The organism is Sphingorhabdus sp. EL138, assembly GCF_945882965.1.
GTDB lineage: Bacteria > Pseudomonadota > Alphaproteobacteria > Sphingomonadales > Sphingomonadaceae > Sphingorhabdus_B.
The window spans coordinates 79,738-106,568 of record NZ_CAMCWY010000007.1 but is presented as its reverse complement, the minus strand read 5'-3'; the positions used below and the strand labels follow the sequence as shown (position 1 = coordinate 106,568).

The following is a 26,831-nucleotide window of genomic DNA, read 5'->3' as shown; positions in this document are numbered from 1 at the left end:
ATGGGGTGCAGGGCAACATAGACACGAACCGTTGGATTGCGAGTGAACCTGAAGATTTAGATGCTGAGCTTAAGGCTAATGGCGAGGGTCGGTTGTCGATTTTTCAGTCTGTTCGATTTTACTGCGCTCTTGCTGGCTTGAAGAATAATGAGGGTCGTATTTCCTACCTACTTAGCAGCAGCGACATTGCAGAACGTTCTGCTGCTTATCGTTGTGGGAAGTTTTCAGCATGGAAAGTTTGGTGGTCGTTGCGCAAGGACGGTATGTTCGCTTTTGGTCAATTTTTAAATAACGACGACATATGGCAAAGCAGAGTAAAAATAAAAATTATTGATCGATACTACACGAATAATGCCACTGATTTGCTGGAATGCGAATTCGATTATGGAGAAATTTTCGAAAAAAGAATGCGAGAAGCCCCGCATAATTTTTCCAAATCCGATTTGGATTTTTATGAAGAAAAGAATATTTCTAGTGCCGATCAAAAACTCGAAAAAATCAATAAAATCATGAGTATAATTTTGATAGTGCTAGCCGTAATTTTATATCAAACTTTTCGTTGAAATTTCAGGCTTTGGGGGAACGAAAAAATGGGACCAAATTCTAGAGCTTTGATCGGGGTTGGTTTGGCGTTTACGTTTCTGCTGGGCAGTTGCGCTCAGGATTCCACAGATAAATCTGAATTCACCGATGCCCAACGAGATGAAATAACCGATATCGCAGGCGATGCAGCAGGGGATGCGATCGCTGACGATGAAAAAATTCTAGAGCTAGAACAAAGCATCGAGGAGAAGGACCAAAAAATTCAAGAAATTGAAGGGCGAATTTATGAGATCGAGCGGCGTTTAGAAATGTAAGAGAAAGGTTGCGGTTCTACAACATTCGATCGGCATCTTTGCCCTTCTTTATGCCTGCAGAAAGCTAGAGAAATCCTCCAGCACCACATCCGTTGGACGACAACATTCAAGCTGTGCATTCGTCACACCCAAGATACTCTCGGCTTCTGCGGACAAAGCCACAGACGGCTTCGCCCACTCATCAAATTCGTCCTCTTCATCCCAACGATTGACAGCGTAGTAGTGAATTATCTCACCCTTCTCTGGCGTAAGTGCGCTTGTCTCAAGCCGTATGATCAACTCACGCTTCAAGCCACGAGTACCAGCAAGATAGAGTTCCAAGCCACCATCAATGTAGAGTTCAAACAGACTGTCATGGAGCCGCTTCTGGCTTTGGACGAGCTTTTCACTCATCGTGAGATTGCCTGTGCAGCTTTGCGAAACGCAACCTCATCATTCTGAGCTCCATAGACATAACCGCGCAACGCATACAAGCTGCTCTATGGCGAGAGCCTGATATCGCAATCTGCAAACCTTTCTTGAGCTTATACGTACAAAGAGCTATCGCATCTGATTGCGCTTTGAGCTAAGAAATCTTCTGTGGCTCTCGAGGTGATCGATTGATCGCAGATCAGAGATTTATGGAGGTTTTTGTGCAGATTGCAGTTCTCACTTTCGATGGCTTCAACGAGTTGGACTCGTTCGTGGCTGCTGCAATCTTGAATCGTCTCAAAGCTAAGGGGTGGGCAGCACACATCACTTCGCCTTCACATGAAGTCACGTCGATGAATGGCGTAACGATTCAGCGTCAAAAGCCTCTTGAGTTCGCAACTGAAGCAGATGCCGTGATTATTGGCAGCGGCATCAAGACGAGAGAAATCGCAGAAGATCAAGAGCTTATCTCGAAGATTGCGCTCGACCCTTCGAGACAACTGATTGGAGCGCAATGCTCAGGCACGTTGCTACTCGCAAAGCTAGGTTTGATTGGAAGTCTCCCTGCTTGCACTGATCTGACGACAAAGCCTTGGGTGATAGAAGCTGGTGTTGAAGTGCTAGACGCACCGTTCGTTGCTCACGGCAATATAGCAACAGCAGGTGGCTGCTTGGCATCGCAGTATCTTGCAACATGGATCATCGCTCGTGGCGCATCGATGAAGGACGCAGAAGAAGCGATGCATTATGTTGCTCCAGTTGGTGAGAAGCAGATTTACATCGAACAAGCACGATCAGTTGTGGCGCCGTTTCTGTAGCTCATTACAGCTTGCTTCAGAAATCGTAGGTCAAAGTCTACGCTATCAGACATAAGCTCTGCACCATCGAGAAAATTCGAAAAATGGGGCATTACAGCTTCAATGGAGGGCGCATCTCCAAGCATTTCGTTCGTAATCTCTGTGATTTGCTGAACAAGATTCGATAGTGGGTGTTTGGGCTTCACGAGCTGATTGAACGTTGAGCAAGGGTCATCGAGATCACGAGCATAGAGACGAATAATCTCGCCACGCTGAGGTGTCAGCGCAGTCGTCTCAATGTCGATCAAAACTCTGCGCTTCATCGTGTGATAGCCTGTGCAGCTTTACGAAATGCGACTTCATCATTCTGAGCTCCATAGACATAGCCACGCAACGCTTGTTGCTGATCTGCAAGCGATGGCTCAGCTTGACGAATGCCCTGCTGAATTGAAGAAATCGCCTTAGAACGGTCCTCAGAGTCATTCTTACTATGAAGGGTATCTGCATTGCTTGGCTTGGGCTTTTGTGTCTGAGCAGTCTTCTGTGGAGCGGGTTTCGGTGGTTTCGCGGCACGGGGTTGTTTCTGGTTCGCTAGCTGAACGCATCTTCGTTGGAAAATCGTTCCAAGCTGCGAAGTGCCAGCCAGCAATATATCCATCGCCAGCTTCACATTATCGTTACTAGCATCATCAGCCATATCTATGACCGCAATCACAGCATCTCGTAGTAAATGAATTGCGTCATTTTCGTCAGTTTTAGCGCCCATATTCTACACTCCGTTACGAGTGTATTTATCACGATGGTGCAGAGCAGCTGGGCAGATGAGCTTACTTAAAAGTTTTAAGTTAGCTCTGGGTTTCGTTGGGTTTCAGCAACGCAAGCAATGTCTCTTTATCAATCTGCCCAGCTTGGAATCGCTTCATAGCTTCAAGCAAAAATGGGTCGCTCGTATCAGTAGCGACAGGAGCAGCAGCTTTCGCTTTTGGGTTCACTTTCACAATATTACTACGACGGCTGTTGGATGTAGAATGGTCATAGTGCTTCTCTAACTGCTCACGCCTGCAGCCCATGTTCAAAGCTAAATCGGGGTATTCTACGCCATGTGATCGTCGGATTGTCGCATATGTATGCCGAAGTGAGTAAATAGAACGCTTTTCGTTTTCCTTGTTGTAGAGCAATCCGTCTTTGGCGCCTTCAACAGGAACACGGCTCAAAAAGGTCTGGAAGGACTTGTTCAGGTCGGTGAACGGCTTCGGTGCGCTGCCTGCTTTCTGCTGACCAAACCACACCAGATCGTTATCGCCAGTATATGGTGATTTGTCTTTCCATTCTTTCAATGTCTTGTTCGCATTGGGTTGAGTCTGAACATCGCGGTTCTGGCTGGTCTTGGTCGCTTTTCTGACACCGACAACGCAAATTGGCTCAGCATGCTCCTTATCAACTTCATCAAACTTAATGTCACGCCAACGCATCTCACGAGCCTCTCCCAGCCTTAGACCTGAGTTCAGCATAAAGATGATAAAGTGATAGAGTTGCGTTCGTTGCATCTTGTGCCAAGCATTCACTTTATCATTCTTAAAGTGACCTATCACGTCGCGGTAGCTTCGCAGGTAAGCTGTCAGTGACTTGTGTTCGTCTGGTTCAAAATGCGGTCTGCGATTATGTGGTCTACTGTCAGCTGGCGGCTTGAGCTTGAACACTTGCTGTATGCGTCCACGCTCCCGCGCATCGTGAAAAATCTGATTGAGCGCAGTCTGGTCCATTTGCAGCGTCTTTTTACTAGGCACTTTAGCTGCGTTATGTGTGGAGACGGTTTTGGCTCGGCGTCGTTTAGGGTTGTAGTCAGACAGATTCTCTCCGCGCTGCGTTGACCAGTAGCTAATTCGCCAGTCCCAATATGCGTGTGCAAAAATCGGGGTAATATCGTTGAGTCGCATGGATGTGCCGTCTGCATAACGGAAATACGCTTTGTAGTAGCGACCAGCTTGATTCTTGTGCCAACGCTGACGATCAGCAGCCCAAGTGCGATTGTTCAAATTGCGCTGATACCAATCTTCCCAGTGCTTCTCAAAAGTGAAGTCCTCCAGCGTGTGACCCAGCGCCACCGCATTACTAAGACGATCATATTCCTTACGAGCGAATGCATAAGCATCTTCATAAATCGTCAAGCCAGTGCTGCGATTTACAAATTTGCGCGGACCTAATCGCAGTTTCATATACCATTTAGCTTTGCGATGGGTTTTCACATTGGGAGCGGCAGTGGCAAGATTGCGTTGATAGAGAATCAGATCCCCATCCAGATGCTCCATCCTGTTCTCATAATATGCCATCGCAGATCCCCAAAAGATGCCCTGACTGCTATGATACTGCTATATCTGAGAACCCAGAACGTCAACGTTTCTGCGAACCTGCTACGATTCTGCTACATAGAAAAAGGGGCTGCGATTTCTCGCAACCCCTTGATTTTGTTCGGAAAAACCGACTTTTCGGTTTAACGCTTCGAAAATTGGAAGCTCTTACGCGCTTTGGCCTTGCCGTATTTCTTACGCTCGACCACGCGGCTGTCGCGGGTCAGGAAGCCTTCAGACTTCACGGCGCTGCGCAGCAGTGGCTCATATTTCGACAGTGCTTGCGCGATGCCGTGCTTTACGGCGCCGGCTTGGCCCGAGAGACCACCGCCCTTGACGGTTGCGATGACGTCATATTGACCGGTACGCTCGGTAACGCCGAACGGTTGGTTGATCACGAGACGCAACGAAGGGCGTGCGAAATAGATTTCCTGATCGCGGCCATTGACGACAATCTTACCAGTGCCAGGCTTCAACCATACGCGGGCCACCGCGTCCTTGCGGCGGCCAGTTGCATAAGCGCGGCCTTGCGCATCGATTTCCTGTTCACGAATGACAGCAGCGATCTGTGCAGGCGCTTGAACGTCGGCGCCCAAGGTTTCGAGATCAGCGAGCGAAGTTGCAGTATCAGACATTATGCACCCACCTTATTCTTGCGGTTCATGGAAGCGACGTCGAGCGTCGTTGGCTGTTGACCGGCATGAGGATGCTCGGTGCCATTGTACAAATGCAGCGCGCGCATTTGCGCACGACCCAAAGGACCGCGTGGAACCATGCGCTCAACGGCCTTTTCAAGGACGCGTTCAGGGAATTTGCTGTCCAGCACCTTGCCAGCAGTGATACCCTTGATACCGCCAATGTAACCAGTGTGACGATAATAGACCTTGTCGGTCAATTTCTTGCCTGTGAACTTCACCTTGTCCGCATTGATGACAACCACATGGTCGCCGCAATCCACATGCGGGGTGTAGCTTGGCTTGGTCTTACCACGCAGGATGTTGGCGATAAGGCTGGCCACACGGCCGACAACCAAACCTTCTGCGTCAATGAGGATCCACGATTTCTCGACGTCCTGTGGACGGATCGATTTCGTAACTCTGGATAGCGTTTTCATCGCTAATCGCACCTTTCGAAATTTTGTAGATATGTAGAATCATCACTGACCCACATGCGAAGCGGAGCCAATGGCGATGAAAGCCCCTTTAGTCAAGCAAAAGCAAGGGTCTCACGACGGGTATAATAATACCTTTTGGAAAATTATGCGGTTTTGTTCCCCAATATATGCGCACCCCAAACGGTGGACGCGACCAGCAAAGCGCCGACCGCCTGATGCGATACCGCCAACACAATGTTCACGCCGGTAATGACGGTAGCAATGCCTAAGATAATCTGAACGCCAAAGCTGCTGTGGATGGCAATAAAGGCGCTACGGCCGCCTGCTTTTTTGACGCGGCGCGCCAGCAGGATCAAGGCAAACACCGCGACCCACGCCCACCAGCGATGAACAAAATGCGTGAGATAGGGGTCGTTCACCAACGCATAGAACGCGCCTTTGGTGGTATCTACCCCGTCAGGGTACAGCCGGTCATTCATCAAAGGCCAACTGTTGGACACATAGCCCGCGTTTAAGCCCGCAACCCATGCGCCAAATAGCATCTGGATAAACAGGATGGCAAAAACCAACGCCGTAAAAAGGTTGATCCTCGCTGGCTTCGCAGCTGGGTTTTTGACCAGCGCCTTTAGGTCAAGCGCTGTCCAAACCAGCCCGCCAAGAATGATGAAAGCGGTGAGCAAATGGACCGCAAGGCGGTAATGGCTGACATCGGTGCGCGCAGAAAGACCCGAAGATACCATCCACCAGCCAATGGTGCCCTGAAGCCCGCCCAAGGCCAGCAACGCAAGCAAGCGCGGCTTGTACCCTGCGGGAATGGCTTGCTTTACCCAGAACCATGCCAACGGAAGCGCAAAGGCCAAACCAATCACGCGGCCAAGCAAGCGGTGCACCCATTCCCAGAAATAGATAAATTTGAATTCGGCCATCGTCATACCAGCCGGACCGTTAATCTGGGTATATTCCGGAATCTGCTTATATTTCTCAAATTCCGACATCCAGGTGACCTCGCTGAGCGGAGGAAGCGTGCCGGTTATGGGTTTCCATTCGGTGATAGATAATCCCGATTCGGTCAGACGCGTGATGCCGCCGACGACGACCATTGCAAAGACCAAGGCAGCAACGCCCATCAGCCAGTTGATCAAAGCAGTGGGTCCTGCTGATGCGGTTTCGGACGCGGGGTGTGAGGTGAGCGCAGTATCCATGCGCAGCGATATGCCGCTTAATGCGGATTGCCGCAAGCAAAGGAGGTTGCAAAATTTGCTAACCAAGCTGCAATTTAGCGATGTAATGTTGTAACGTGCATCGAATCGGTGTAGGGACCACGTCATGGCACAGGTATGGCAAAAATGGCGGTGGGACGGGCTTGGCCTCAGCATCGCCGGACTGTGCCTGTTGCATTGCCTGATAACGACGGTTGTGCTGGCCATTCTTGCGTCTGCGGGTGGCGCTTTATTGAACCCCATGATCCATGAGGTAGGGCTGGTTCTCGCCATCCTCTTGGGTGTTTTGGCATTGGGCCAAGGCTTCCGCATGCATGGCTTGTTCCTGCCCGCCTTTGTCGGCGCGCTTGGTATCGGCATGATGGGCGGCGCACTGACGCTGCCACATGGCACCATGGAAATCGCTTGGACGGTAATTGGCGTCGTCTTTCTTGGACTTGGCCATTTGCTTAATCATCGGGCCAAAGGCTGAACCTTAATCGCGCAGTGATTGACCCGCCGCATGCCAGCGCCTACATCGACAACATGGCAGCACATCACCATCATGAGCATGCAGGCGCATCGCTTGCGCAAGCCGCAGAAGCCGCGCTGGTCGAGGCTGGCGAACAATGGACAGATATGCGGTCAGATATTTTCGCGGTACTCGCAACATTTGAAAAGCCGGCGTCGGCTTATGATATTGCCGACCTTGTGTCGCAAAGGCGCGGCAAACGTGTTGCCCCCAACAGCGTCTATCGCATCTTGGACCTATTTGTGACAACTAACCTCGCGCGCCGCGTGGAAAGCGCAAACGCATATATCGCCAACTCGCACCCAGGATGTTTGCATGACTGCATTTTCCTGATTTGCAATAGCTGCGGCACCGCAACGCATATTGACGATGATGCACTAACCATGAGCGTGCGTGCAGCAGCCGAACATGCTGGCTTTGCGCAAGTACGCCCCGTCATCGAAGTGCGCGGCAAATGCGCCGATTGTGATTGAAATATTTGCAATTACCCGTTCGACAGCCAGATAAAACGCCGCTAAGCTTAAACAATGACTCATTCGCCTGACACGCCGTTACTTGATACGGTTAAAGTGCCCTCGGACCTTCGTAATCTTGCCGCATCGCAGCTTCGCCAGCTTGCCGACGAATTGCGCGCCGAAACTATTTCCGCCGTATCCGTCACGGGTGGCCATTTGGGCGCTGGGTTGGGCGTTGTCGAACTGACGACCGCCATCCATTATGTCTTCAATACACCCGACGATCGGTTGGTCTGGGATGTGGGCCATCAATGCTATCCGCACAAAATTCTTACCGGACGCCGCGGCCGCATCCGCACCTTACGCACTGGCGGAGGGCTCTCGGGCTTCACGAAGCGCAGCGAGAGCGAATATGATCCGTTCGGTGCAGCCCATAGCTCAACGTCGATTTCCGCAGCTTTGGGCTTTGCCGTCGCCAACAAGATCGCTGGCAAACCCGGCAAGGCGATTGCCGTGATTGGCGATGGGTCCATGTCCGCTGGCATGGCGTATGAGGCCATGAACAACGCGCAAGCCGCGGGCAACCGCTTGGTCGTCATCCTGAACGACAATGACATGTCAATCGCGCCGCCCGTCGGCGGACTGTCGGCGTATTTGTCGCGTTTGGTATCGTCAAGCGAGTATCTGGGCCTGCGCAGCCTGGCGAGCAAAGTCGCCAAGCGCCTGTCGCGCCGTATCTATACTGCGGCGTCAAAGGCCGAAGAATTCGCCCGTGGCATGGCGATGGGCGGCACCTTGTTTGAAGAGCTTGGCTTTTATTATGTCGGCCCCATTGACGGCCATAATTTGGACCAGCTGATTCCCGTCCTCGAAAATGTCCGCGACAATGCCGACGGTCCTGTCCTGATCCATGTCGTCACGCAAAAGGGCAAGGGCTATGCCCCTGCCGAAGCAGCCGCCGACAAATATCATGGCGTTGTGAAATTCGACGTCATCACCGGCAAGCAGGAGAAAGGCCCCGGTGGCGGGCCACCTTCTTATCAAAATGTGTTTGGCGAAACACTGGCGAAGCTTGCGGAAACCGACCCCAAAATCTGTGCGATCACCGCCGCCATGCCCGGCGGGACGGGCGTTGACAAATTCTCCGCCGCGCACCCCGAACGCTCTTTTGATGTAGGCATCGCAGAACAGCATGCCGTGACCTTTGCCGCTGGCCTCGCGGCGCAGGGGATGCGCCCATTCTGTGCGATTTACTCGACCTTCCTGCAACGCGCTTATGATCAAGTCGTCCATGACGTCGCGATTCAGAATCTACCCGTACGTTTTGCCATCGACCGCGCTGGCTTGGTCGGTGCCGACGGCAGCACGCACGCCGGATCGTTCGATATTACCTATTTGGCGACGCTACCAAATATGGTCGTCATGTCACCAGCCGATGAGGCGGAGTTGGTCCACATGACCTATACGGCCGTCTTGCACGACAGCGGCCCAATCGCGTTCCGCTATCCGCGCGGAAATGGCACGGGCATTGCCTTGCCCGAAGTGCCTCAGCAGCTCGAAATCGGTAAGGGCCGCATTGTCCGTGAAGGCAAAAAGGTCGCGATCCTGTCGCTCGGTACGCGCCTCGCCGAAGCGATGAAGGCAGCGGACACGCTGGACGCTAAGGGTCTTAGCACCACCGTTGCAGATTTGCGCTTTGCCAAGCCACTTGACGAAAAACTAATCCGCCACCTTATCGCCACGCATGAAGTTGTCGTCACTGTCGAAGAAGCGTCAATTGGCGGCCTTGGCGCGCATGTGTTGACGCTGGCCAGCGACGCTGGCCTGATGGACGCAGGCCTAAAAATCCGCACTATGCGTCTGCCAGATTTTTTCCAAGAGCATGATAGCCCACAGAAGCAATATGACGAAGCGGGCCTCAATGCGCCACAGATCGTTGACACTGTGTTGAGGGCCCTGCGCCACAATAGTGCAGGCATTGAGGAAGCGAGCGTGCGCGCTTAAGGGCGCGCCGCTGTCACCCCATTAACCCGGTATAATCGCCTGCGCGGTTTGGCCATCGCCTTCCGGTGCGGCGATGATATCGCGTGTGATGCTGCCTTTATTAACCGTGGTGGTCTGCGGATCACCGACCGATGAACGGATGCCCAATTCGGCAGTACCCGACGTCGTCGAAATCGCACGTTCAGCAGCAGAGCGCGTCGCAGTACCGCCAAACAAAGTCTCCAACATCTGCTCTTGCCCTGCCTGAGCAGGGCGAATGGCCGAGGCTACCGTTGGTTCAAGCGCAAAATCAGGCGGAACCACCAAGGGCGCAGCGCGGCCAACCGACGGCGCAGCGGCTTTATTGCCGCCTAATATGTTACCCATCGACCCACATCCCGACAGCAAAGGAAGCGTCATCAGGGCAACGGCGAAAAGGACAGGTTTTGTGTTCATATATTTATCCACTTTCAGGCCGGGTTACGGGCGGGGCGCAGTTGCAGGCGCAGTGCCGCCAAACATGGCGTCCAAAACCTGCTCCTTCGTGTCTCCATCCTGCGGACGCGGGGCGTTAGGGGTCGGCGTTGGCAGGGTGAAGGTCTTAGGGACCTCGATTGGCTTTGACCGGCTAACGGCAAATTCATCGGGGCGATCACGGTCATAGATACTGGTCGTTCCGCAGCCCGACAGCGCAAGAATAGCAACTGACGCCGCCGCTAAGATAGATATCCGCTTCATGACTTCTCCACTATATCGGCATTGCTTGCAGGTTCCTGAACATCAGGCCCGCGATCATTATCCTTGTCACTTATCAGGAACGCGCGGGCAAGCAATATCAATACGCCAATGCTAATGCAGGCATCGGCCAGATTGAAAATATAAAAAGGCCGGAAAGCGCCAAAATGCAAATCGGCATAATCCACAACATAGCCATAACGCGTCCGATCAACGATGTTACCAAGCGCACCGCCCAAGACCAACGACAAAGCCAGTATATCGCCGCGCAGCTTCTCACGCCACATCCATACCCCTACGCCAGCCGCAATCACCGATGTGAGTGCAACCAGAGCCCAGCGTTCGCCATCACTGTCCGCAGTTAGGAAACTCATCGAGACACCACGATTTTCGGCATAGCGCAGGTCGAAAAACGATATGATGTGAATGACGCCACGCTCTTTTAACTGCAGCGGCCCAAGCATCGCAAGCTTCACCATTTGATCGGCGATGAATACGAGGCTGGCAAGCATGAGGCCCTGAAGGCGGAATTTAGAATTGGGGTTCATGCGTGCGTCCTAACCCACCAAAGCTGCATCGTCACCCTGAACTTTTTTCAGGGTCTTAATATTAATCCGTCCAAAGTAAGATGCTGAAACAGGTTCAGCATGACGGGCTTTAGTCGGTCTTCGTGCCGTCGTGGCTTTGTGCGAGCCCTTCATGCTTTTTGGTTCGCACAAAGGCACAAAGGCACGAAGAGGATCATTACCCACCAACAACATCCGCACACCGACCGCACAATGCGCCGTCGTCCAAAACCTCAGGCAGATGCCGCCAGCAACGACCGCATTTATGGTTGGTGGTTTTTTCCACTTGGACGTTCCCATTAAAGTCCTCAGGAATTGCCCAAGCGAAATCAGAAACGATGGCCACCTCAGCCATATCTACATTGGACAAATCGGAGCGGACATCGGTATTCCGCAGTTCGACCTTAACGGCTGCTTGAAGACTTGAACCTACCACTTTGTCTCGCCGAAGAGGTTCTATCGCCTCATTGACGGCATGTCTGAAATGTCGAACGTCAGACCATTTAGTGGAGAGTTCGTCGGACCAATCTACTTCGGCGAGTTCCGGCCAATCCGAAAAATGCACGCTGTCCGCATCGGGGAAACGCGTCTGCCACACTTCTTCGCTGGTAAACACCAACACCGGCGCGGCGTAGCGGACGAGGGCGTGGAACAGCGTGTCCAACACCGTGCGATACGCCATCCGCTTTGCGTCGGTCGGCGCGTCGCAATAGAGGCAATCCTTGCGGATATCGAAGAAGAAGGCCGACAAGTCTTCGTTGCAAAACTCGGTCAGCAAACGGACATAAGTATTGAAGTCAAAGTCATTGACGGCGACCTTCAACTTCGCATCCATGTCGGCGAGCAAATGAAGCATATAACGCTCCAGCTCGGGCATATCCGCAACCGCAACCTTTTCCGCGTCCGTGAACCCGTCGAGCGCGCCGAGCAAATAGCGGAAGGTGTTGCGCAATTTGCGATATTGGTCGGAAACGCCCTGCAGGATTTCCTTGCCGATCCGATGATCCTCGGTGAAGTCCACGGTCAACGCCCATAGCCGTAAGATATCCGCGCCATTATCACGCATCAGGTCCAACGGGTTAATCGTATTGCCCAAGGATTTGGACATTTTCATGCCCTTTTGGTCCATGGTAAACCCATGCGTCAGCACGGCATTATAGGGCGCACGGCCACGCGTGCCGCAGCTTTGCAGCAGGCTTGATTGGAACCAACCGCGATGTTGGTCGCTGCCTTCCAAATAAAGATCAGCAGGCCATTGCAGATCAGGCCAGCGTCCGCTTTCGAGCACAAATGCATGCGTGCAGCCTGAATCGAACCAGACGTCGAGAATGTCGGTAACACGCTCATAATCGGCAAGCGCATAGTCGCTGCCCAGATATTCCTGTGCGCGTTCGTCGCTCCAGCCATCGACGCCATTTTCGCGAATGCCCGCGATGATGCGGGCGTTCACGCCTGCGTCGCAGAGATATTGGCCGGACTTGCGATCCACAAAAAGCGTGATCGGCACGCCCCATGCGCGTTGGCGCGACAGCACCCAATCGGGACGGCCTTCGACCATCGCAGTGATGCGGTTCTGGCCCTTTTCGGGCACCCAGCGGGTTTCGGCGATGGCGGTCATCGCGGTTTCTCTCAAAGACCGAAGCCCTGAGCCTGTCGAAGGGCGGCTCTCGTCCGTGGGGCGTGCTTCGACAAGCTCAGCACTACGGTTTAGGTCTAACGGCTTATCCATCGGCACAAACCATTGCGGGGTGCAGCGGTAAATGACTTTCGCCTTTGACCGCCAGCTGTGCGGATAGCTGTGCTTGTAATCCGCCGATGCCGCAAGCAATCCGCCAGCCGCGTGCAACGCAGTGCAGATGGGGCCATCAGGCGCGTTGAATTTGGGGTTGATGACGCTGCCCTCACCGCCGAGCCAGAGCCAATCGGCGCGATATTTGCCATCGCCTTCAACCGCGAAGACCGGTTCAATGCCATTGGCCTTGCACAGGTCAAAGTCATCCTCGCCATGGTCAGGCGCCATATGGACAAGGCCGGTGCCGCTGTCCGTGGTGACGAAATCGCCTGCAAGCATCGGACGCGGCTTAGAAAAGAAACCACCCAGTTCGTGCATCGGGTGGCGGACGATGGTTCCGGCGAGGTCGGAGCCTTTGTATCTTGCTCCAGCAGTCTCAAAGATTGGATAACCAGTCAAATCGACAGCTTCCCCATGCACCTCCTTCAAACGTTGCCGCACCAAACTTTCAACACGATTAAAGAACTGACCTTCAAGGTCAGATGCAATCAAAAACCTTCTGTCTCGCAACGAAGAAAGAACAGGATCTTCGGCAATCCCAAAAGGATCAGGTCTACCAATTTCAAATCCCTTGCCGCGGATGCCGACAAGCACATAATCAACATCCGGCCCGTAAGCGATCGCCTGATTGACCGGAATCGTCCAAGGCGTCGTTGTCCAGATCACCGCGTGCGCGCCAACCAATTCATCAATCGGCGATCCAACAATCTCAAACGCCACATCGATCTGCGTCGATGTGATGTCCTCATACTCAATCTCAGCCTCAGCCAAGGCGGTCTTTTCAACCGGCGACCACATCACGGGCTTTGCGCCGCGATAGAGCTGCCCGCTTTCGGCAAATTTCAGCAACTCGGCAACAATCGTCGCCTCGGCCTGAAAATCCATCGTCAGATAGGGATTGTCCCAATCGGCATTGATGCCCAGACGCTTCAATTGTTCGCGCTGCGTATCGACCCAATTTTGTGCATAAGCGCGGCATTCGGCACGAAACTCTTGCTGCGGCACTTCATCCTTGTTGAGCTTTTTCTTACGATATTGCTCTTCGACCTTCCACTCGATGGGCAAACCGTGACAATCCCAACCGGGCACATAAGGCGCGTCTTTGCCCAACAATGTCTGCGTGCGGACAACCATGTCTTTCAGGATATGGTTCAACGCATGGCCAATATGCATGTCGCCATTGGCATAAGGCGGGCCATCATGCAGGATGAACTTTTCGCGCCCACGGCGACGATTGCGCAACTCAGCGTAGAAATCCTGCTCTTGCCAGCGTGTGAGAATGCCCGGCTCCTTCTGCGGAAGGCCAGCCTTCATAGGGAAATCTGTTTTCGGCAGGAAAACGGTGTCGCGATAGTCGATAGGATCAGTCATGTTAGAAGCGCCCTTAGCGCAAAGATGAGGAGAATTGAAACCTCCTTGTCACTCCACGCGTGTGTCATTCCCGCGAATGCGGGAATCCATGGCATGACATGTCAGCGTAAACTGCGCAGACAGACCATGGACCCCCGATCAAGTCGGGGGTGACAAATGGTATAACTATCAATTATCGCCATGCACGCAGAGTAAATACACCGCATCGAACTACCGCCGCAACGCCGGGCCAAGCTCTTCGATATTATGCGCTCAATATCCGGCGGGCTTCGTCGCAATCCTTTGCCATTTGCTTTATCAACGCGTCGAGGCTGTCAAACTTCGCCTCCCCGCGAATGAAGGCATGAAATTCGATTTCGATATTTTGGCCATAGAGATCTTCGGCAAAGTCAAAGAAATGTGGCTCAAGCAATTCCTTGGGCGGGTCAAAGGTTGGGCGGATGCCCAAATTTGCCGCGCCGTTCAAAACGCGGCCATCGGGCAAGCGGCCCTTCACCGCATAAATGCCGTAACGCGGGCGTAAATAATGGCCCATGTCGATATTGGCGGTGGGAAAGCCCAGAAGACGACCATTTTTGTCCCCATGCTGGACAACGCCTTGGACGGTAAAGGGTCGCGTCAGCAAGGCAGTGGCGGTTGCGCAGTTGCCATCTTGCAATGCCGTGCGGACGCGGCTTGACGAGATGATGCCCGCGTCATCGACCACAGGGCCCATCGCCGTCGCGGAAAGCCCGTGCGCGCCACCAATATCGCGCAGCACATCGATATTGCCGCCGCGCGCTTTGCCAAAGGTGAAGTCTTCGCCTGTAACAACAGCCGAAATCCCCAGCCGTTCAACGAGCAATTTGACAATGAAATCTTCCGCGCTGGTCGCCGCCAGTTCAGCATCAAAATCAAACACCAACATGGCGTCCGCGCCCGCATTTTCGAACAACCGCTGCCGCTGGTCCAATGTCGTCAACCGGAACCAAGGCGATTGCGGCGCGAAAAAACGCACAGGGTGCGGGTCAAATGTGGCGATGATGGCGGGACGGCCTGCTGCCTTCGCCTGCGCGATGGCTTCACCTGCGACGGCCTGATGCCCCAGATGGAATCCATCAAAATTGCCCAAAGCAACGACAGCGCCGCGCAAGGCATTGGGCATGCGATCTTTGGCGGAAAGGCGGGGAATCATCATGTCAATATTACCTTAGCCCTGAGCAGCAATCGTTTTGCGATTGCGTCCGTCGAAGGGTGGCTCTCGACCTTGCAACGCCCTTCGACTTTTCGCCGACGCTTCGCATCGACGGCTCAGGGCTAAGGTTTTGCTTATTGGTCATTTTGCAACATTCACCTTCGGTACCAAGCCAGCGCGGATAACGCGCAGTGCATTTTCGCCCATCACGGCCCGGATTTCTTGCGCCGTAAAGCCTTCGTCCAGCAATGCTTGCGTGACTTGAACCAGTTGCGAGGTGTCGAACCGCACGGTGGTCGCGCCATCATAATCTGAACCTAAGGCGACATATTCTATGCCCACCAGATCGCGGACATGCTTCATTGCTTTTGCGGCCGCACGCGGGCTGGTATCGCACAAGGCGCCGTCCCAATAACCAATGCCAATGATGCCGCCCGTTTTGGCCACACCGCGCACTTCGTCATCGGTCAAGTTGCGGTTGACCTTACAGGTCGCCTGCACGCCGCCATGGCTAGAGACGACCGGCCGCGTGGCCATCGCCAGCACTTCGGCAACGCCGCTATGCGACAAATGGGCGATGTCGATGATCATGCCCTTTGCTTCCATCCGCCGGACAATGTCCCGGCCAAAGGGGGTCAATCCGGCTTTTTTCAGGCCATGCATGGAACCGGCCAGTTCATTATCAAAGAAATGGGTGAGGCCAGCCATACGAAAACCAGCGTCATACAAACGGTCCAAATTGGCCGCCTTGCCTTCCAGATTCTGGAGGCCTTCAATGGTCAGCATGGCGCCGACGGGGCGCTTATCTTTCTGCCGCGCGGATAGTAACGCATCCAACTGGCCTGCGGTATCGACGGCCTTGATCGCGCCGGCGGAAGCAACAACGGCGTCATCACGCTTTTGGGCATGATATAAGGACCGCTCGGCCAAAGAGCTCCAGGTCTTCACTGGTTGCAACTGCGCAATAGTCAACAAGGTGATGTTGTCGGTATCGGCCCCATTGCCGTCATAATTTTGGTTCTTTGGCGTCTTTGTCACCGACGAGAATAATTGCAGGGCAACATTGCCGTCTTGCAAACGCGGCAAATCCATATGGCCGCGTGATACACTGTCGTTTAGGTCGCGGTTCCACATCAACGTGTCGCTATGCAGGTCAACGATGTTAAGTGTCTTGTGCAAAGCCTTGGCTTCGGCGCTGACCGCGATCAGTGGCTTGTCATCGATCTGGTTCATTGACCCTTCGACATAGCCAGGTGCAAAACCGAAAAATCCCACAGCCGCCGCGGCAATCAACGTCGCCGGTATCCATATTTTTTTACGCATAATCCCCCTATGACCCCCGACGTTTACTCCGCAGCCCGCCGCAATAACGTTACAAAATCATACGCAGGAGCGCCGCCCTGTGCCGCATGGCTTTCGCGTGCGCTTTCCTGCCAGATCGACATGTCAAACGCGGGGACGGTGGCGTCAGCATCGGGGCTGGCCGCGATTTCGGTGAGCTCCACCCGGTCCGCCAGCGGCAGGAACAGGCTATAGATTTCGGCCCCACCGATGACGCAGACATGCGGCCCATTGGCGCGCTTCAATGCTTCTCCGACCGAATGCACAACTTCGGCGCCCTCTTCTTCCCAATCTGGATCGCGAGTCAGCACAATATGGCGGCGGCCATCCAGTAAGCCCGGCAGGCTGTCAAAGGTCTTGCGTCCCATAATCATGGGACGCCCCTTGGTAACTTGCTTAAAATGCCGCAGGTCGGCCGGGATATGCCATGGCATGCCGCCATCCTTCCCGATTGCTCCATTGGCGGCGCGGGCGAGGACAAGAACGATTTCGGGATGATTCATGCGCCCGTCTTGCCGACTTTTTCTTACCTATACAAGCGGGTGACATGGCCTATTTTTCGGCCAGGTCTTGCTTCTGCCTTGCCATATAGATGCAGATGCGCCGCAGGATCTGCTAAAATTTGTTCAAAATTATCGCCATCTGCGCCAAGCAAATTTTCCATTTCAACCCGCGCAGCAATCGATTCTGTGGCACCTAAGGGCAGTCCGCAAATGGCACGGATATGGTTCTCAAACTGGCTGGTGGCCGCACCTTCGATGGTCCAATGCCCGCTATTATGCACGCGAGGCGCTATTTCGTTGAATAAGGGTCCTTGCGCGCTAGCGAAGAATTCAGCGGTAAAGACGCCGACATAATCCAGCGCCGATGCAACAGAAGCTGCCATATCCCGCGCCGCTTGCTGCTGGCTTTCTACCAATGGCCCGGCCGGCAGCGTCGATTTTGCGAGGATACCGCCGATATGCAGATTTTGCGAACTGTCCCAAAAACGGATTTCACCGTCTTGACCGCGGACCAATATCACTGAGAATTCTGCATCAAACGACACCATGGCTTCGGCGATGAGCGGCTGTCCGCCTGTGCGTTCCCACGCACCTGCTATGTCACCATCGTGGGTGATCCGCGACTGGCCTTTGCCGTCATAGCCCATGCGTATGGTTTTGAGGATGCACGGGATGCCAACCGCTCCAATCGCCGCCGCCACGGCGCATTCGTCCTGCGCAACCGCAAACTCCGCCGTTTTCCCGCCAAGGGCGCGGACAAACTGCTTCTCGACGGCCCGGTCCTGCGCAACCTCCAATGCCTTGAGCGGCGGGTAGACCGAAACAAGGCCAGTAATCGATCCCAGCGGCGTCACGGGCACATTTTCAAATTCAAAAGTCACCACGTCGCAGGCCATTGCAAACGCCTTTAGCGCGACCAGATCATCATATTCGGCGACCGTATAAGCAGCAGCGACATCGCAGGCGATATTGTCCCCCGGCGGCGCGTAAATATGGCAACGATAGCCCAATTGCGCAGCCGCAGTCGCCAGCATGCGGCCAAGCTGACCACCGCCCAATATGCCAATCGTCGATCCCGGGGGTAACGCCGCCATAAATGAACCTTATTCAGGCGTTTCGGCGACTGAGGCCGTCTGTGCCGCGCGCCAAGCGTCCAACCGTTCGGCCAGTGCGGCATCTTCATTCGCCAACATGGCCGCCGCCAAAAGCGCGGCGTTTGTTGCGCCCGCTTTGCCGATGGCCAATGCACCAACCGGAATGCCAGCGGGCATTTGCACGATGGACAAAAGGCTATCCATGCCATCCAGCGCCTTCGACTGTACGGGTACGCCCAACACGGGCAGGCGCGTCATGGATGCTGCCATGCCCGGCAGATGCGCCGCGCCGCCAGCGCCCGCGATGATGCATTTTAGACCACGGTCAACGGCAGTTTTGGCGTAATCATAAAGACGTTCAGGCGTGCGATGCGCAGACACCACTTTGCATTCATGCGGAATGTGCAGCGCAGCAAGCGTCGCCGAAGCCTCTCGCATCGTTTCCCAGTCCGAACGGCTTCCCATGATGATGCCAATGATCGGCGCTGCGTCGGTCATATGTCACTCCCCTGACAAGTTCGTTGGCGATGGCCTTAGCCTTGTGGTGCAAAAGGCGCAATCCAGCAACTAGGCGTTAACCGGCCAAGTGGTTAAAGCGAACTTAACGCTCGGACAGATAGTAATATTCACCGTTCAGATGGTCATCCAATTCATACACAATTGGCTGCCCCGTCGGGATTTCCAAGCCGTTAATGTCCGCATCAGAAATACCCGACAAATGCTTGACGAGCGCGCGCAGGCTATTGCCATGCGCCGAAATCAATACGGTTTTTCCGGCCTGTAACTCCGGCACTATCGCGCTGTCCCAATAAGGCAGCACACGATTGATGGTGTCTTTGAGGCTTTCAGACGCCGGAATATTGATACCGGCATAACGCGGGTCAGACGAAAGATCATATGGCGACCCTGCCGCAAGCGGCGGCGGCGGAATGTCGAAACTGCGGCGCCAGATCTTCACCTGATCTTCGCCATGCTTTGCTGCTGTCTCTGCTTTATCGAGACCCGTTAGCCCGCCATAATGCCGTTCGTTCAACTGCCAATTTTTGGTTGCCGGAACCCACAGGCGCCCCATCGCCTCAAGCGCCAGATTGAGCGTCTTGATTGCCCGTGTCTGCACGCTGGTAAAGGCGGTGTCGGGCGCGATGCCCTTTTCCTTCATAAGCTCGCCTGCCGCCCAAGCCTCTGCCGCACCTTTTTCGGTGACATCCACATCCCACCAGCCAGTGAAGCGGTTTTCAAGGTTCCATTGCGATTGGCCGTGACGGATGAGGATAAGTTTTGGCATGAGAGGCTCCTGAATTATGTTCCCACGCCCTAACGCAAGTTGGTTAAATCGCCAAGGTCATGAAACAACTGAAAGGGGTTTTGCGCGCGACCGAGCACACAGCTATATCTACACCATCTCCGCAAGGGTCGCGAGGCATTCGCGGGCCAATAAGCGGCAGCGTTCGGGGGACCAGCCTTGGTCGGGGTCGTTGCCGTGGACGGTGTCCTTATAGGGCATTTCCAACGTCATGGAGACGCACTGATGCGAAGGGCCAAAACGTTCGGCCAGTTGGTTGGTGGACATGGAAAGATTGGCCCTGCCGGGACCAGCTTTGGTGTAGCCGAGCTCGGTCTGGAAATCGGGGGTGCGCGCCGAAAGGCGGTTGATGAAAGCATTATAGCGATCACCCTGATCATCGGTCCATGAAGGAATACCTTCAAACCCCGCCATAAACGCGGCTGGAATGGCTTCGTCGCCATGCACATCTATGGCCCAATGCACGCCTTTTTCATCCATGGCGTTGCGGATGGACAACACTTCGGGGCTACGCTCTGCGGACGGTTCAGCCCATTCGCGGTTCAGGTTGACGCCCAGATAATTGGTCCGCAAATGCCCGCGACAGCTTCCATCCGGATTACAATTGGGTACAATGTGGAAGCGGCATTTATCGAGCAGTAGGCGCGTGTGCGGGTCGCTGAGGTCCGTCAGCATGTCGATGGCGCCTTCCATCCAATATTCGGCCTGAGTCTCGCCGGGATGCTGCCGCGCATAGAGCCAGACCTGCATATCGCCATGGCCCATTTCGAGGCAATCAATGGGCTGGCCTTCAATGCTATGGCCAAGGCAGCGATAGGTCACGCCTTCCAGCGATGCCGTCTCGGCAATCAAGTCATGGTGCCGTTCCATGCTGTAAGGGGCGAAATAAGCAAAGCATGCAAGATCGCTTGCAGGGGTGTAACGGATGGTCAACGTGCCGCCGTCCTTCGCCTTGTCATAGGTCGTATCGGCGCGGCCCCAATAATCGCGGTCTTCAGAAACGCAAGCGCGGTAATCGGGCCAGCCACCGGGATAGGCGCTGCTTTCCAGTCCAGTAATCCGCAATTCCAGTTCTTCGCCTGCGGTAGACGCCACGCGGAAGTGAAACCATTGGGCGAATTCCGAATCCTTGTCCTTGCGGATGCCCAGCGTCGCAACATTGCCATCAATGGCATGAACGATGATGTTACCGCTATCTAAGACGGCATTGATGTCCGTAATTGGCATTTTGGGTTCGCTCTCGCAATGAAGTTTATGGCACGCGGATAGTCTCCCCCGACACGCCGGGGAAGTCCTTAAACAAGGCTTCGGCCAATTTTGATGCAGCGATGCCAGGTTGCGCGGCGGGTGAGCCGGCCTTGGCAGATTGCACCGCCGTACCTTCCCAAATCACCACTTGGTCGCTGCGCCGCAATATGCGGACGGCCAAGCTGGATTGTAACTGCGCCGCTGAACCGCTAGCCAGATTGAAACCAAGGCTAACACCCGCCCCCGATCCATAGCTACCTGTCGACCCTCCGACGCCAACCGACACGGGCGCGGGCACAGGGCCGTCGGGGCGGATCACGGTTGTGCCAAAACGCACTTCGGCCATGAAGTCCGCGTTGTTTATAGTGTCGCCATAGCCAATGTGCTGCATCTCGCGCGCCACAGCGGCCAGATAGGGCGATCCGGCAAGTGACCGGTCCGAAGCCGATTCGCCCGTGAGCGTGACCATGAAACTTCCCTTGCCATAGGACACCCCTTCGGCAGCGCGGTTGAAGCGGGTAACCTCGACTGGTCCCGTTGGCACGACGCAAGCGGTCAACACAGAAAGTATGATAAGTGGCAAAATTCGGACAATTTTCATCATGCACCTATCCTTAGGCTTGTCATATTGCATATCAAGCCATGTATGGGGGCCGAATCCGCAAAAAGGGCCAATCCCGCTTGACTTTCCGGTGCCCGACCCATAGGAGCGCGCCTTCAATTCAAGCTTCTTGCATTTATTAGACGGGTAAATCCGATGAAAGTCGTTAATTCTCTTAAGTCGCTCAAGGGCCGCCATCGCGATAACCGCGTGATTCGCCGCCGTGGCCGCACCTATGTCATCAACAAGACCCAGCCACGCTTCAAGGCGCGCCAGGGTTAATTTGGCCCTGCCTGCGCGATGCGGGCGGTTGGATCAGGCAAAATGCCGCTCCGGATCTGACTCGTGGGCGGTTTTTTTGCGCCTTAACCTCGACAAAATCCCTTCTGCGAAGAGGTGGTATGCATGACCAAAATAACCACTGCGGTCTTTGATGTCGGCAAAGTGCTTTTTGAATGGGATCTCAGGCATCTTTTTGCAAAGCTGATCACGGACAAGGACGAGCTGGAATATTTCGTCACAGTCATTGTGACGCCGCAATGGCATTTTCAACATGATGCGGGTCGCGCTTTGGACGATATGGTTGCCGAGCGGGTCGCTGAATTTCCAAAATATGCAGCTTGGATTGCGGCTTACGCCAGCCGTTTCAATGAAACCATTCCCGGGCCCATCACAGGGTCGCTGGAGATTATAGAGGAACTCGCCGAACGCGATGTGCCGTTATTTGCGATCACCAATTTCGGCGCAGAATTCTGGGATAGTTTCCGTCCGACAGAGCCGATATTCGACCGTTTTCAGGACATAATTGTATCAGGAGTCGAAAAATTGGTGAAGCCGGACCCAGCCATTTACGCGCTGGCGTTGCAGCGTTTCGGACTAAAGCCGGGCGAGGCGATTTTTATCGACGATAATCATGACAATGTCATCAGCGCGCGCCAAAACGGTTTTGTTGCCCATCACTTTATGGACGCCAATTCACTTCGTCGTGAATTGCTTGCCCTCGATTTATTACATTGAATTTTTGCACGCAGCTGCGTGAATGACGCAAAAATTAGTACAGATTCTCCGCACGCTCTGCCCCTGTGCGTGAACCAAAAAACATGAGCGCAAGCCCTTCCATTCAATGCCCTTCTGTGCTTAAGCGACCGGCGATACTTTCCATTTGCAAGGATGCAATCTCCCATGAATATCCATGAATATCAGGCCAAAGAACTGCTCGCAAAATTCGGTGTGGCTGTGCCTGCCGGCATTGCGGCGTTGAGCGTGGAGGAGGCGGTTGCCGCCGCGAAACAACTTCCTGGCCCGCTTTATGTGGTGAAATCCCAGATTCATGCCGGTGGACGCGGCAAGGGCAAGTTCAAGGAACTTGGACCCGATGCAAAGGGCGGCGTGCGTTTGGCCTTCAATCTGGATGAGGTTGAGGCCCATGCAAAAGACATGCTTGGCAACACGCTGGTGACAATCCAGACTGGCCCCGAAGGCAAGCAGGTCAATCGCCTCTACATCACTGATGGCGCCGACATTAAGCAGGAATTCTACCTCGCTTTGCTCGTCGACCGCGCGACGAGCCGTATTGCCGTCGTGGCGTCGACCGAAGGCGGCATGAATATCGAAGACGTGGCACATGACAGCCCCGAGAAGATCCACACCATCGTCATTGATCCGGCCGCTGGCCTGCAACCCCATCATGGCCGCAGCGTTGCCAAGGCGCTTGGCCTGACTGGTGATCTGGCCAAGCAAGCGCAGACTGTGCTTGCTGGCCTCTACAGCGCGTTCATCGGCACCGATGCCGAACAGATCGAAATCAACCCGCTTGCGGTTTGCGAAGGCAAGAATGGCGACGAGCTTCTGGTGCTTGATGCCAAGGTCAGTTTTGACGGCAATGCGATGTTCCGGCACAAGGATCTCGCCGAACTACGCGATTTGACCGAAGAGGACCCTGCTGAGGTTGAAGCTTCGGAATATGACCTTGCGTACATTAAACTGGACGGCAACATTGGCTGCATGGTCAATGGTGCGGGCCTTGCCATGGCAACTATGGACATCATCAAGCTGAACGGTGAATTCCCTGCCAACTTCTTGGACGTGGGCGGCGGCGCATCGAAGGAAAAGGTCACGGCCGCCTTCAAGATCATTCTGAAGGACCCCGCCGTAAAGGGTATCCTCGTGAACATTTTCGGTGGCATCATGAAATGCGACATCATCGCCGATGGTATTGTTGCTGCGGCCAAGGAAGTGAATCTGTTAGTGCCGCTCGTGGTGCGCCTTGAAGGCACCAATGTGCAGCAGGGCAAAGACATTTTGGCCAATAGCGGCTTGCCCATCGTATCGGCCAATGATTTGGGCGATGCGGCGGAGAAAATAGTCGCTGAAGTACGCAAGGCGGCGTAAAATTGACTTCTGGCGGTTCCTGCAAGGTGCAAGAATCGTCAGCATGTTAAACGCTTGGCAGGGTGTGTAGATCAGGCACTTGACGTTCACGTAAACGTTAAGCATAGGCGCAACAGTTTAAGCAGGCATCCAATTGCCTTATTGAGTCGGTATGGAAGGATGAGCACATGAAGATCATCGTCCCCGTGAAGCGGGTCATCGATTATAACGTAAAGCCGCGGGTTAAGCCTGATGGTTTGGGTGTGGATTTGGCGAATGTCAAAATGAGCATGAACCCGTTTGACGAGATTGCGGTGGAAGAAGCGCTGCGTTTGCGTGAAAAGGGTGTTGCAACCGAGGTTATCGCGGTGTCGATTGGGCCGGACAAGGCGCAAGAGACGCTGCGCACGGCCTTGGCCATGGGCGCGGATCGCGCGATCTTGGTTGTTGCTGAAGATGTTGAGCCTTTGGGCGTTGCCAAGATCCTTGCAAAGATCATGGGCGAAGAACAGCCCGGCCTTGTCATATTGGGCAAGCAAGCGATTGACGATGATAGCAACCAGACAGGCCAAATGCTCGCTGCGTTGACGGGGCGTCCGCAGGGCACATTTGCCAATACGGTAAATGTATCGGGCGATGCAGTGCATGTCGCACGCGAAGTCGATGGCGGTTTGCAGACCGTGGCGTTGAAGATGCCAGCAATCATCACGACGGATTTGCGCTTGAACGAACCACGTTATGCGTCGTTGCCAAACATCATGAAGGCAAAGTCCAAGCCACTCGCGCAGAAAACCCCTGCCGATTATGGCGTCGACGTCAGCCCACGCCTTAAGACGTTGAAGGTAATCGAGCCACCTGTGCGCAGCGCAGGTATCAAGGTTGCCGACGTCGATGCGTTGGTTGCAAAGCTTAAGGAAATGGGAGTGGCCGCATGAAGACCCTCGTTTATGCCGAACATGACAATGCATCGTTGAAGGATGCAACATTGGCCGTCGTCACCGCTGCATCGCAAATTGGCGAAGTGCATATCCTCGTTGCAGGCTCTGGCTGCGGCGCGGTTGCCGAAGCGGCTGCCAAGATTGCGGGCGTGACCACCGTGCATGTTGCCGATGATGCGGCTTATGCGCAGCAATTGGCCGAAAATGTCGCGCCCTTGGTTGCGTCATTGATGGCAAGCTATGACGCGTTTTTGGCGCCTGCAACATCGAACGGCAAGAACATCGCACCACGCGTTGCGGCTTTGCTGGATGTCATGCAAATCTCGGACATCCTCAGCGTTGAAAGCGCGGACACGTTCACGCGCCCGATCTATGCCGGTAACGCGATTGCCACGGTGCAGTCGTCAGATGCCAAGAAGGTTATCACTGTGCGCGGCACGGCCTTTGCCAAGGCACAAGAAAGCAGCGGTTCGGCGACGATCGCAGCGGTTGCAAGTACAGGCGATGCTGGCACCTCGACGTTCATCTCGGCAGAGATTGCTAAGCAAGAACGCCCTGAACTCACATCTGCCAAGATCATCGTATCGGGCGGTCGTGCGTTGAAGGATGCGGACACTTTTGCGGCAACCATCTTGCCTTTGGCGGACAAGCTTGGCGCAGGCGTTGGCGCAAGCCGCGCGGCCGTGGACGCAGGCTTTGTGCCCAATGACTATCAGGTTGGCCAAACGGGTAAGATCGTCGCGCCAGAAGTATATGTCGCGGTCGGCATCTCCGGCGCTATCCAGCATCTGGCCGGCATGAAGGACTCCAAGGTTATCATCGCCATCAATAAGGACGAAGACGCCCCGATATTCCAAGTGGCAGATATCGGCCTTGTCGGCGACCTGTTTACCGTCGTGCCTGAAATGGTTGGCAAGCTGTAAGTACGTTCAATTTGAGCTTTAAGGGGGCGGTCAGAGATGGCCGCCCTTTTCTTTTGAGCAACAGAAACGCAGCTTCAAAACCCGCTTAAAAAGCTGCCGAGATTTTCGCCCAAATTATCGACCGCATAGCCGCCTTCGGTCAGGACAACTGTCGGCAATCCGGTCGCGGCAATGTCCCTGGCCAGCGTGGCATAATCCGATGTCTTCAGTGCGAAATTGGCGATGGGGTCGCGTTCAAACGTATCCGCGCCGAAGCTGACAATCAGCAAGCCGGGGTCAAACCGGGCAATGGCGTCTAGCGCTGTCGCTTGTGCGGCGCAAAAGGCATCGAGCGTTGTCCCTTGCAGCAATGGCAGATTCAGCGTTGCGCCTGCCCCCGCGCCGTCGCCGACTTCATCGGCATGGCCCCAGTAAAACGGGAAATCGGTCGCCGGATCTGCGTGGACAGAGGCATAAAAAACATCGCCCCGGTCCCAGAAAATGTCCTGCGTGCCGTTGCCATGATGATAGTCAATGTCGAGAATGGCCACGCGCGCGATACCTGCGTCGCGCGCCGCTTGCGCCGCAACCGCTGCCTGATTGATGAAGCAATATCCGCCAAGATAGTCGGCCCCTGCATGATGCCCCGGCGGACGGCACAAAGCGGTGGCAACGCGGTCGCCAGCCAGCACCGCATCAAGCGCCGACAAGGCCGACTGCGTGCTCCAATAGGCCGACGTCCAGCTATCGGCGGTCAATGGCGTAGAGCTGTCCATGCTGTAGCGACCGGCCAAGGCGTCAATACGCTTTAAGTCCAACGCGCGCCAACGCACCACTGGCCATATATAGCCCATCACATCACCTGACCGTCCGGCGGCAACCCAACGGTCATGCGCAGTCTTGAGATATGCGATGTAACCAGCATCATGCACCGCCAATATCGGTGCCTCTCCATGCTCGGTGGGCCGTGCCGTAGCGGGCACGCGTGCACATAGCGCCTATGCGCGTGCGGGCGTTTCGGCATAAGGGACGAACGCACCATTATGGAGCTCTTGAACCGGCGCATGGTCAAGCTGGCGGGGATCAAAAAACAGGCGCATCGTTCGGGATATTCCAGTTTACACTATGCCACCGCACAGCCCGTCAAAATGCACTTTGCGAGAGCTTGCGCGGCTCTGGTAAATGACCGATGCAACC

Annotated in this window: 31 protein-coding genes; 11 read left to right on the top strand and 20 right to left on the bottom strand. The window is 54.5% G+C overall.

Going from position 1 to position 26,831, the window contains the following annotated elements:
• Together Q0N43_RS04825 and Q0N43_RS04820 are read left to right on the top strand one after the other, a co-directional pair.
• Positions 1-563 (top strand): hypothetical protein (locus Q0N43_RS04825; RefSeq protein WP_295443291.1); only part of this gene is annotated, 563 nt, incomplete at its 5' end.
• 27 nt (positions 564-590) lie between these two features.
• Positions 591-857, top strand: a complete 267-nt coding sequence (locus Q0N43_RS04820) for a hypothetical protein (protein ID WP_295443289.1) — start codon at positions 591-593, stop codon at positions 855-857.
• 48 nt (positions 858-905) lie between these two features.
• Here the strand turns inward: Q0N43_RS04820 and Q0N43_RS04815 are convergent, their stop codons facing one another.
• On the bottom strand, positions 906-1,250 hold the full coding sequence (locus tag Q0N43_RS04815; RefSeq protein WP_295443286.1) for a hypothetical protein: 345 nt from the start codon (positions 1,248-1,250) through the stop codon (positions 906-908).
• Between the two features lie 239 nt (positions 1,251-1,489).
• On the opposite strand from Q0N43_RS04815, the gene Q0N43_RS04810 reads away from it, so the two are divergent.
• On the top strand, positions 1,490-2,086 hold the full coding sequence (locus Q0N43_RS04810) for a DJ-1/PfpI family protein (protein WP_295443311.1): 597 nt from the start codon (positions 1,490-1,492) through the stop codon (positions 2,084-2,086).
• Here Q0N43_RS04810 and Q0N43_RS11490 read toward each other — a convergent pair.
• From Q0N43_RS11490 to Q0N43_RS04785, 6 genes are all read right to left on the bottom strand, one after another.
• Positions 2,044-2,388 carry a 3'-5' exonuclease gene (locus Q0N43_RS11490; protein WP_366845947.1) on the bottom strand — a complete coding sequence of 115 codons (345 nt, stop codon included), beginning with the start codon at positions 2,386-2,388 and terminating at the stop codon, positions 2,044-2,046. The two genes, Q0N43_RS04810 and Q0N43_RS11490, sit on opposite strands and share 43 nt — an antisense overlap.
• A complete protein-coding gene (locus Q0N43_RS04805) occupies positions 2,385-2,831 on the bottom strand; it encodes a hypothetical protein (RefSeq protein WP_295443283.1) in 447 nt (148 codons plus the stop codon). The genes Q0N43_RS11490 and Q0N43_RS04805 overlap by 4 nt, the downstream gene beginning before the upstream one ends.
• Before the next feature lie 79 nt (positions 2,832-2,910).
• A complete protein-coding gene (locus Q0N43_RS04800; RefSeq protein WP_295443280.1) occupies positions 2,911-4,395 on the bottom strand; it encodes a tyrosine-type recombinase/integrase in 1,485 nt (494 codons plus the stop codon).
• 161 nt (positions 4,396-4,556) lie between these two features.
• Entirely contained in the window at positions 4,557-5,048 is a 492-nt protein-coding gene (gene rpsI / locus Q0N43_RS04795; protein WP_295443277.1) for a 30S ribosomal protein S9, read from the bottom strand.
• Positions 5,048-5,527 carry a 50S ribosomal protein L13 gene (rplM, locus tag Q0N43_RS04790; protein WP_183938967.1) on the bottom strand — a complete coding sequence of 160 codons (480 nt, stop codon included), beginning with the start codon at positions 5,525-5,527 and terminating at the stop codon, positions 5,048-5,050. Before rplM ends, rpsI begins: the two co-directional genes overlap by 1 nt.
• 143 nt (positions 5,528-5,670) lie before the next feature.
• Positions 5,671-6,729 (bottom strand): COX15/CtaA family protein, encoded by a 1,059-nt coding sequence (locus Q0N43_RS04785; protein ID WP_295443274.1) that lies wholly within the window; start codon positions 6,727-6,729, stop codon positions 5,671-5,673.
• Positions 6,730-6,853: 124 nt separating this feature from the next.
• On the opposite strand from Q0N43_RS04785, the gene Q0N43_RS04780 reads away from it, so the two are divergent.
• Genes Q0N43_RS04780 through dxs form a run of 3 tightly spaced genes read left to right on the top strand, consistent with a single transcriptional unit; the run spans position 6,854 to position 9,717 of the window.
• Entirely contained in the window at positions 6,854-7,219 is a 366-nt protein-coding gene (locus tag Q0N43_RS04780; protein ID WP_295443271.1) for a MerC domain-containing protein, read from the top strand.
• A 53-nt stretch (positions 7,220-7,272) separates the two neighbouring features.
• Positions 7,273-7,731: a transcriptional repressor gene (locus Q0N43_RS04775; protein WP_295443268.1), complete on the top strand. Its 459-nt coding sequence runs from the start codon at positions 7,273-7,275 to the stop codon at positions 7,729-7,731.
• A gap of 54 nt (positions 7,732-7,785) precedes the next feature.
• On the top strand, positions 7,786-9,717 hold the full coding sequence (gene dxs / locus Q0N43_RS04770) for a 1-deoxy-D-xylulose-5-phosphate synthase (protein ID WP_295443265.1): 1,932 nt from the start codon (positions 7,786-7,788) through the stop codon (positions 9,715-9,717).
• Positions 9,718-9,738: 21 nt separating this feature from the next.
• Here the strand turns inward: dxs and Q0N43_RS04765 are convergent, their stop codons facing one another.
• The 12 genes from Q0N43_RS04765 to Q0N43_RS04710 form a co-directional block, all read right to left on the bottom strand.
• A complete protein-coding gene (locus Q0N43_RS04765; protein ID WP_295443263.1) occupies positions 9,739-10,152 on the bottom strand; it encodes a DUF3035 domain-containing protein in 414 nt (137 codons plus the stop codon).
• Positions 10,153-10,176: 24 nt separating this feature from the next.
• Positions 10,177-10,434, bottom strand: coding sequence for a DUF3035 domain-containing protein (locus tag Q0N43_RS04760; protein ID WP_295443260.1), 258 nt, complete (start codon positions 10,432-10,434; stop codon positions 10,177-10,179).
• Entirely contained in the window at positions 10,431-10,943 is a 513-nt protein-coding gene (gene lspA, locus Q0N43_RS04755; RefSeq protein WP_295443308.1) for a signal peptidase II, read from the bottom strand. Before lspA ends, Q0N43_RS04760 begins: the two co-directional genes overlap by 4 nt.
• Before the next feature lie 232 nt (positions 10,944-11,175).
• Entirely contained in the window at positions 11,176-14,160 is a 2,985-nt protein-coding gene (ileS, locus tag Q0N43_RS04750) for an isoleucine--tRNA ligase (RefSeq protein WP_295443257.1), read from the bottom strand.
• Positions 14,161-14,404: 244 nt separating this feature from the next.
• Positions 14,405-15,337: a bifunctional riboflavin kinase/FAD synthetase gene (locus tag Q0N43_RS04745; RefSeq protein WP_295443254.1), complete on the bottom strand. Its 933-nt coding sequence runs from the start codon at positions 15,335-15,337 to the stop codon at positions 14,405-14,407.
• 138 nt (positions 15,338-15,475) lie between these two features.
• Positions 15,476-16,657, bottom strand: a complete 1,182-nt coding sequence (locus Q0N43_RS04740; protein ID WP_295443251.1) for a dipeptidase — start codon at positions 16,655-16,657, stop codon at positions 15,476-15,478.
• Between the two features lie 23 nt (positions 16,658-16,680).
• Complete coding sequence (locus Q0N43_RS04735; protein WP_295443248.1) at positions 16,681-17,178, bottom strand: dihydrofolate reductase; 498 nt, start codon at positions 17,176-17,178, stop codon at positions 16,681-16,683.
• A gap of 23 nt (positions 17,179-17,201) precedes the next feature.
• Positions 17,202-18,272: a 5-(carboxyamino)imidazole ribonucleotide synthase gene (locus Q0N43_RS04730; RefSeq protein ID WP_295443245.1), complete on the bottom strand. Its 1,071-nt coding sequence runs from the start codon at positions 18,270-18,272 to the stop codon at positions 17,202-17,204.
• Between the two features lie 9 nt (positions 18,273-18,281).
• Entirely contained in the window at positions 18,282-18,770 is a 489-nt protein-coding gene (purE, locus tag Q0N43_RS04725) for a 5-(carboxyamino)imidazole ribonucleotide mutase (RefSeq protein ID WP_295443242.1), read from the bottom strand.
• 103 nt (positions 18,771-18,873) lie between these two features.
• Positions 18,874-19,557, bottom strand: coding sequence for a 2,3-diphosphoglycerate-dependent phosphoglycerate mutase (gene gpmA / locus Q0N43_RS04720; protein ID WP_295443240.1), 684 nt, complete (start codon positions 19,555-19,557; stop codon positions 18,874-18,876).
• 108 nt (positions 19,558-19,665) lie between these two features.
• Positions 19,666-20,802 carry a M14-type cytosolic carboxypeptidase gene (locus tag Q0N43_RS04715; RefSeq protein WP_295443238.1) on the bottom strand — a complete coding sequence of 379 codons (1,137 nt, stop codon included), beginning with the start codon at positions 20,800-20,802 and terminating at the stop codon, positions 19,666-19,668.
• Positions 20,803-20,827: 25 nt separating this feature from the next.
• Entirely contained in the window at positions 20,828-21,427 is a 600-nt protein-coding gene (locus tag Q0N43_RS04710; protein WP_295443235.1) for a DUF4136 domain-containing protein, read from the bottom strand.
• A gap of 153 nt (positions 21,428-21,580) precedes the next feature.
• On the opposite strand from Q0N43_RS04710, the gene ykgO reads away from it, so the two are divergent.
• The 5 genes from ykgO to Q0N43_RS04685 all read left to right on the top strand — a co-directional run bounded on the left by ykgO (position 21,581) and on the right by Q0N43_RS04685 (position 25,655).
• Entirely contained in the window at positions 21,581-21,706 is a 126-nt protein-coding gene (ykgO, locus tag Q0N43_RS04705; RefSeq protein ID WP_125229386.1) for a type B 50S ribosomal protein L36, read from the top strand.
• 123 nt (positions 21,707-21,829) lie between these two features.
• Entirely contained in the window at positions 21,830-22,441 is a 612-nt protein-coding gene (locus Q0N43_RS04700) for an HAD family phosphatase (protein ID WP_295443228.1), read from the top strand.
• Positions 22,442-22,606: 165 nt separating this feature from the next.
• On the top strand, positions 22,607-23,815 hold the full coding sequence (gene sucC, locus Q0N43_RS04695) for an ADP-forming succinate--CoA ligase subunit beta (RefSeq protein ID WP_295443226.1): 1,209 nt from the start codon (positions 22,607-22,609) through the stop codon (positions 23,813-23,815).
• A 167-nt stretch (positions 23,816-23,982) separates the two neighbouring features.
• Complete coding sequence (locus Q0N43_RS04690) at positions 23,983-24,729, top strand: electron transfer flavoprotein subunit beta/FixA family protein (RefSeq protein WP_295443223.1); 747 nt, start codon at positions 23,983-23,985, stop codon at positions 24,727-24,729.
• Entirely contained in the window at positions 24,726-25,655 is a 930-nt protein-coding gene (locus Q0N43_RS04685) for an electron transfer flavoprotein subunit alpha/FixB family protein (protein WP_295443220.1), read from the top strand. Before Q0N43_RS04690 ends, Q0N43_RS04685 begins: the two co-directional genes overlap by 4 nt.
• 74 nt (positions 25,656-25,729) lie before the next feature.
• Here Q0N43_RS04685 and Q0N43_RS04680 read toward each other — a convergent pair whose 3' ends face one another.
• The gene (locus tag Q0N43_RS04680; RefSeq protein ID WP_366845946.1) at positions 25,730-26,617 is read right to left on the bottom strand and encodes a histone deacetylase family protein; all 888 of its coding nucleotides are present in this window, start codon (positions 26,615-26,617) and stop codon (positions 25,730-25,732) included.
• Positions 26,618-26,831 lie beyond the last annotated feature (214 nt).

What these genes read in the sequence shown, in the direction of transcription:
- Q0N43_RS04700 (WP_295443228.1), top strand. Translation starts at nt 21,830, where the DNA reads ATGACCAAAATAACCACTGCGGTCTTTGATGTCGGCAAAGTGCTTTTT.
- purE (WP_295443242.1), bottom strand. Translation starts at nt 18,770, where the DNA reads ATGACCGACGCAGCGCCGATCATTGGCATCATCATGGGAAGCCGTTCG.
- Q0N43_RS04805 (WP_295443283.1), bottom strand. Translation starts at nt 2,831, where the DNA reads ATGGGCGCTAAAACTGACGAAAATGACGCAATTCATTTACTACGAGAT.
- Q0N43_RS04815 (WP_295443286.1), bottom strand. Translation starts at nt 1,250, where the DNA reads ATGAGTGAAAAGCTCGTCCAAAGCCAGAAGCGGCTCCATGACAGTCTG.
- Q0N43_RS04745 (WP_295443254.1), bottom strand. Translation starts at nt 15,337, where the DNA reads ATGATGATTCCCCGCCTTTCCGCCAAAGATCGCATGCCCAATGCCTTG.
- gpmA (WP_295443240.1), bottom strand. Translation starts at nt 19,557, where the DNA reads ATGCCAAAACTTATCCTCATCCGTCACGGCCAATCGCAATGGAACCTT.
- ileS (WP_295443257.1), bottom strand. Translation starts at nt 14,160, where the DNA reads ATGACTGATCCTATCGACTATCGCGACACCGTTTTCCTGCCGAAAACA.
- Q0N43_RS04685 (WP_295443220.1), top strand. Translation starts at nt 24,726, where the DNA reads ATGAAGACCCTCGTTTATGCCGAACATGACAATGCATCGTTGAAGGAT.
- sucC (WP_295443226.1), top strand. Translation starts at nt 22,607, where the DNA reads ATGAATATCCATGAATATCAGGCCAAAGAACTGCTCGCAAAATTCGGT.
- rpsI (WP_295443277.1), bottom strand. Translation starts at nt 5,048, where the DNA reads ATGTCTGATACTGCAACTTCGCTCGCTGATCTCGAAACCTTGGGCGCC.
- Q0N43_RS04775 (WP_295443268.1), top strand. Translation starts at nt 7,273, where the DNA reads ATGGCAGCACATCACCATCATGAGCATGCAGGCGCATCGCTTGCGCAA.
- Q0N43_RS11490 (WP_366845947.1), bottom strand. Translation starts at nt 2,388, where the DNA reads ATGAAGCGCAGAGTTTTGATCGACATTGAGACGACTGCGCTGACACCT.
- Q0N43_RS04735 (WP_295443248.1), bottom strand. Translation starts at nt 17,178, where the DNA reads ATGAATCATCCCGAAATCGTTCTTGTCCTCGCCCGCGCCGCCAATGGA.
- rplM (WP_183938967.1), bottom strand. Translation starts at nt 5,527, where the DNA reads ATGAAAACGCTATCCAGAGTTACGAAATCGATCCGTCCACAGGACGTC.
- Q0N43_RS04740 (WP_295443251.1), bottom strand. Translation starts at nt 16,657, where the DNA reads ATGCGTAAAAAAATATGGATACCGGCGACGTTGATTGCCGCGGCGGCT.
- Q0N43_RS04690 (WP_295443223.1), top strand. Translation starts at nt 23,983, where the DNA reads ATGAAGATCATCGTCCCCGTGAAGCGGGTCATCGATTATAACGTAAAG.
- Q0N43_RS04730 (WP_295443245.1), bottom strand. Translation starts at nt 18,272, where the DNA reads ATGGCGGCGTTACCCCCGGGATCGACGATTGGCATATTGGGCGGTGGT.
- Q0N43_RS04715 (WP_295443238.1), bottom strand. Translation starts at nt 20,802, where the DNA reads ATGCCAATTACGGACATCAATGCCGTCTTAGATAGCGGTAACATCATC.
- Q0N43_RS04785 (WP_295443274.1), bottom strand. Translation starts at nt 6,729, where the DNA reads ATGGATACTGCGCTCACCTCACACCCCGCGTCCGAAACCGCATCAGCA.
- Q0N43_RS04800 (WP_295443280.1), bottom strand. Translation starts at nt 4,395, where the DNA reads ATGGCATATTATGAGAACAGGATGGAGCATCTGGATGGGGATCTGATT.
- ykgO (WP_125229386.1), top strand. Translation starts at nt 21,581, where the DNA reads ATGAAAGTCGTTAATTCTCTTAAGTCGCTCAAGGGCCGCCATCGCGAT.
- Q0N43_RS04820 (WP_295443289.1), top strand. Translation starts at nt 591, where the DNA reads ATGGGACCAAATTCTAGAGCTTTGATCGGGGTTGGTTTGGCGTTTACG.
- Q0N43_RS04760 (WP_295443260.1), bottom strand. Translation starts at nt 10,434, where the DNA reads ATGAAGCGGATATCTATCTTAGCGGCGGCGTCAGTTGCTATTCTTGCG.
- dxs (WP_295443265.1), top strand. Translation starts at nt 7,786, where the DNA reads ATGACTCATTCGCCTGACACGCCGTTACTTGATACGGTTAAAGTGCCC.
- Q0N43_RS04710 (WP_295443235.1), bottom strand. Translation starts at nt 21,427, where the DNA reads ATGATGAAAATTGTCCGAATTTTGCCACTTATCATACTTTCTGTGTTG.
- Q0N43_RS04780 (WP_295443271.1), top strand. Translation starts at nt 6,854, where the DNA reads ATGGCACAGGTATGGCAAAAATGGCGGTGGGACGGGCTTGGCCTCAGC.
- lspA (WP_295443308.1), bottom strand. Translation starts at nt 10,943, where the DNA reads ATGCTTGCCAGCCTCGTATTCATCGCCGATCAAATGGTGAAGCTTGCG.
- Q0N43_RS04765 (WP_295443263.1), bottom strand. Translation starts at nt 10,152, where the DNA reads ATGAACACAAAACCTGTCCTTTTCGCCGTTGCCCTGATGACGCTTCCT.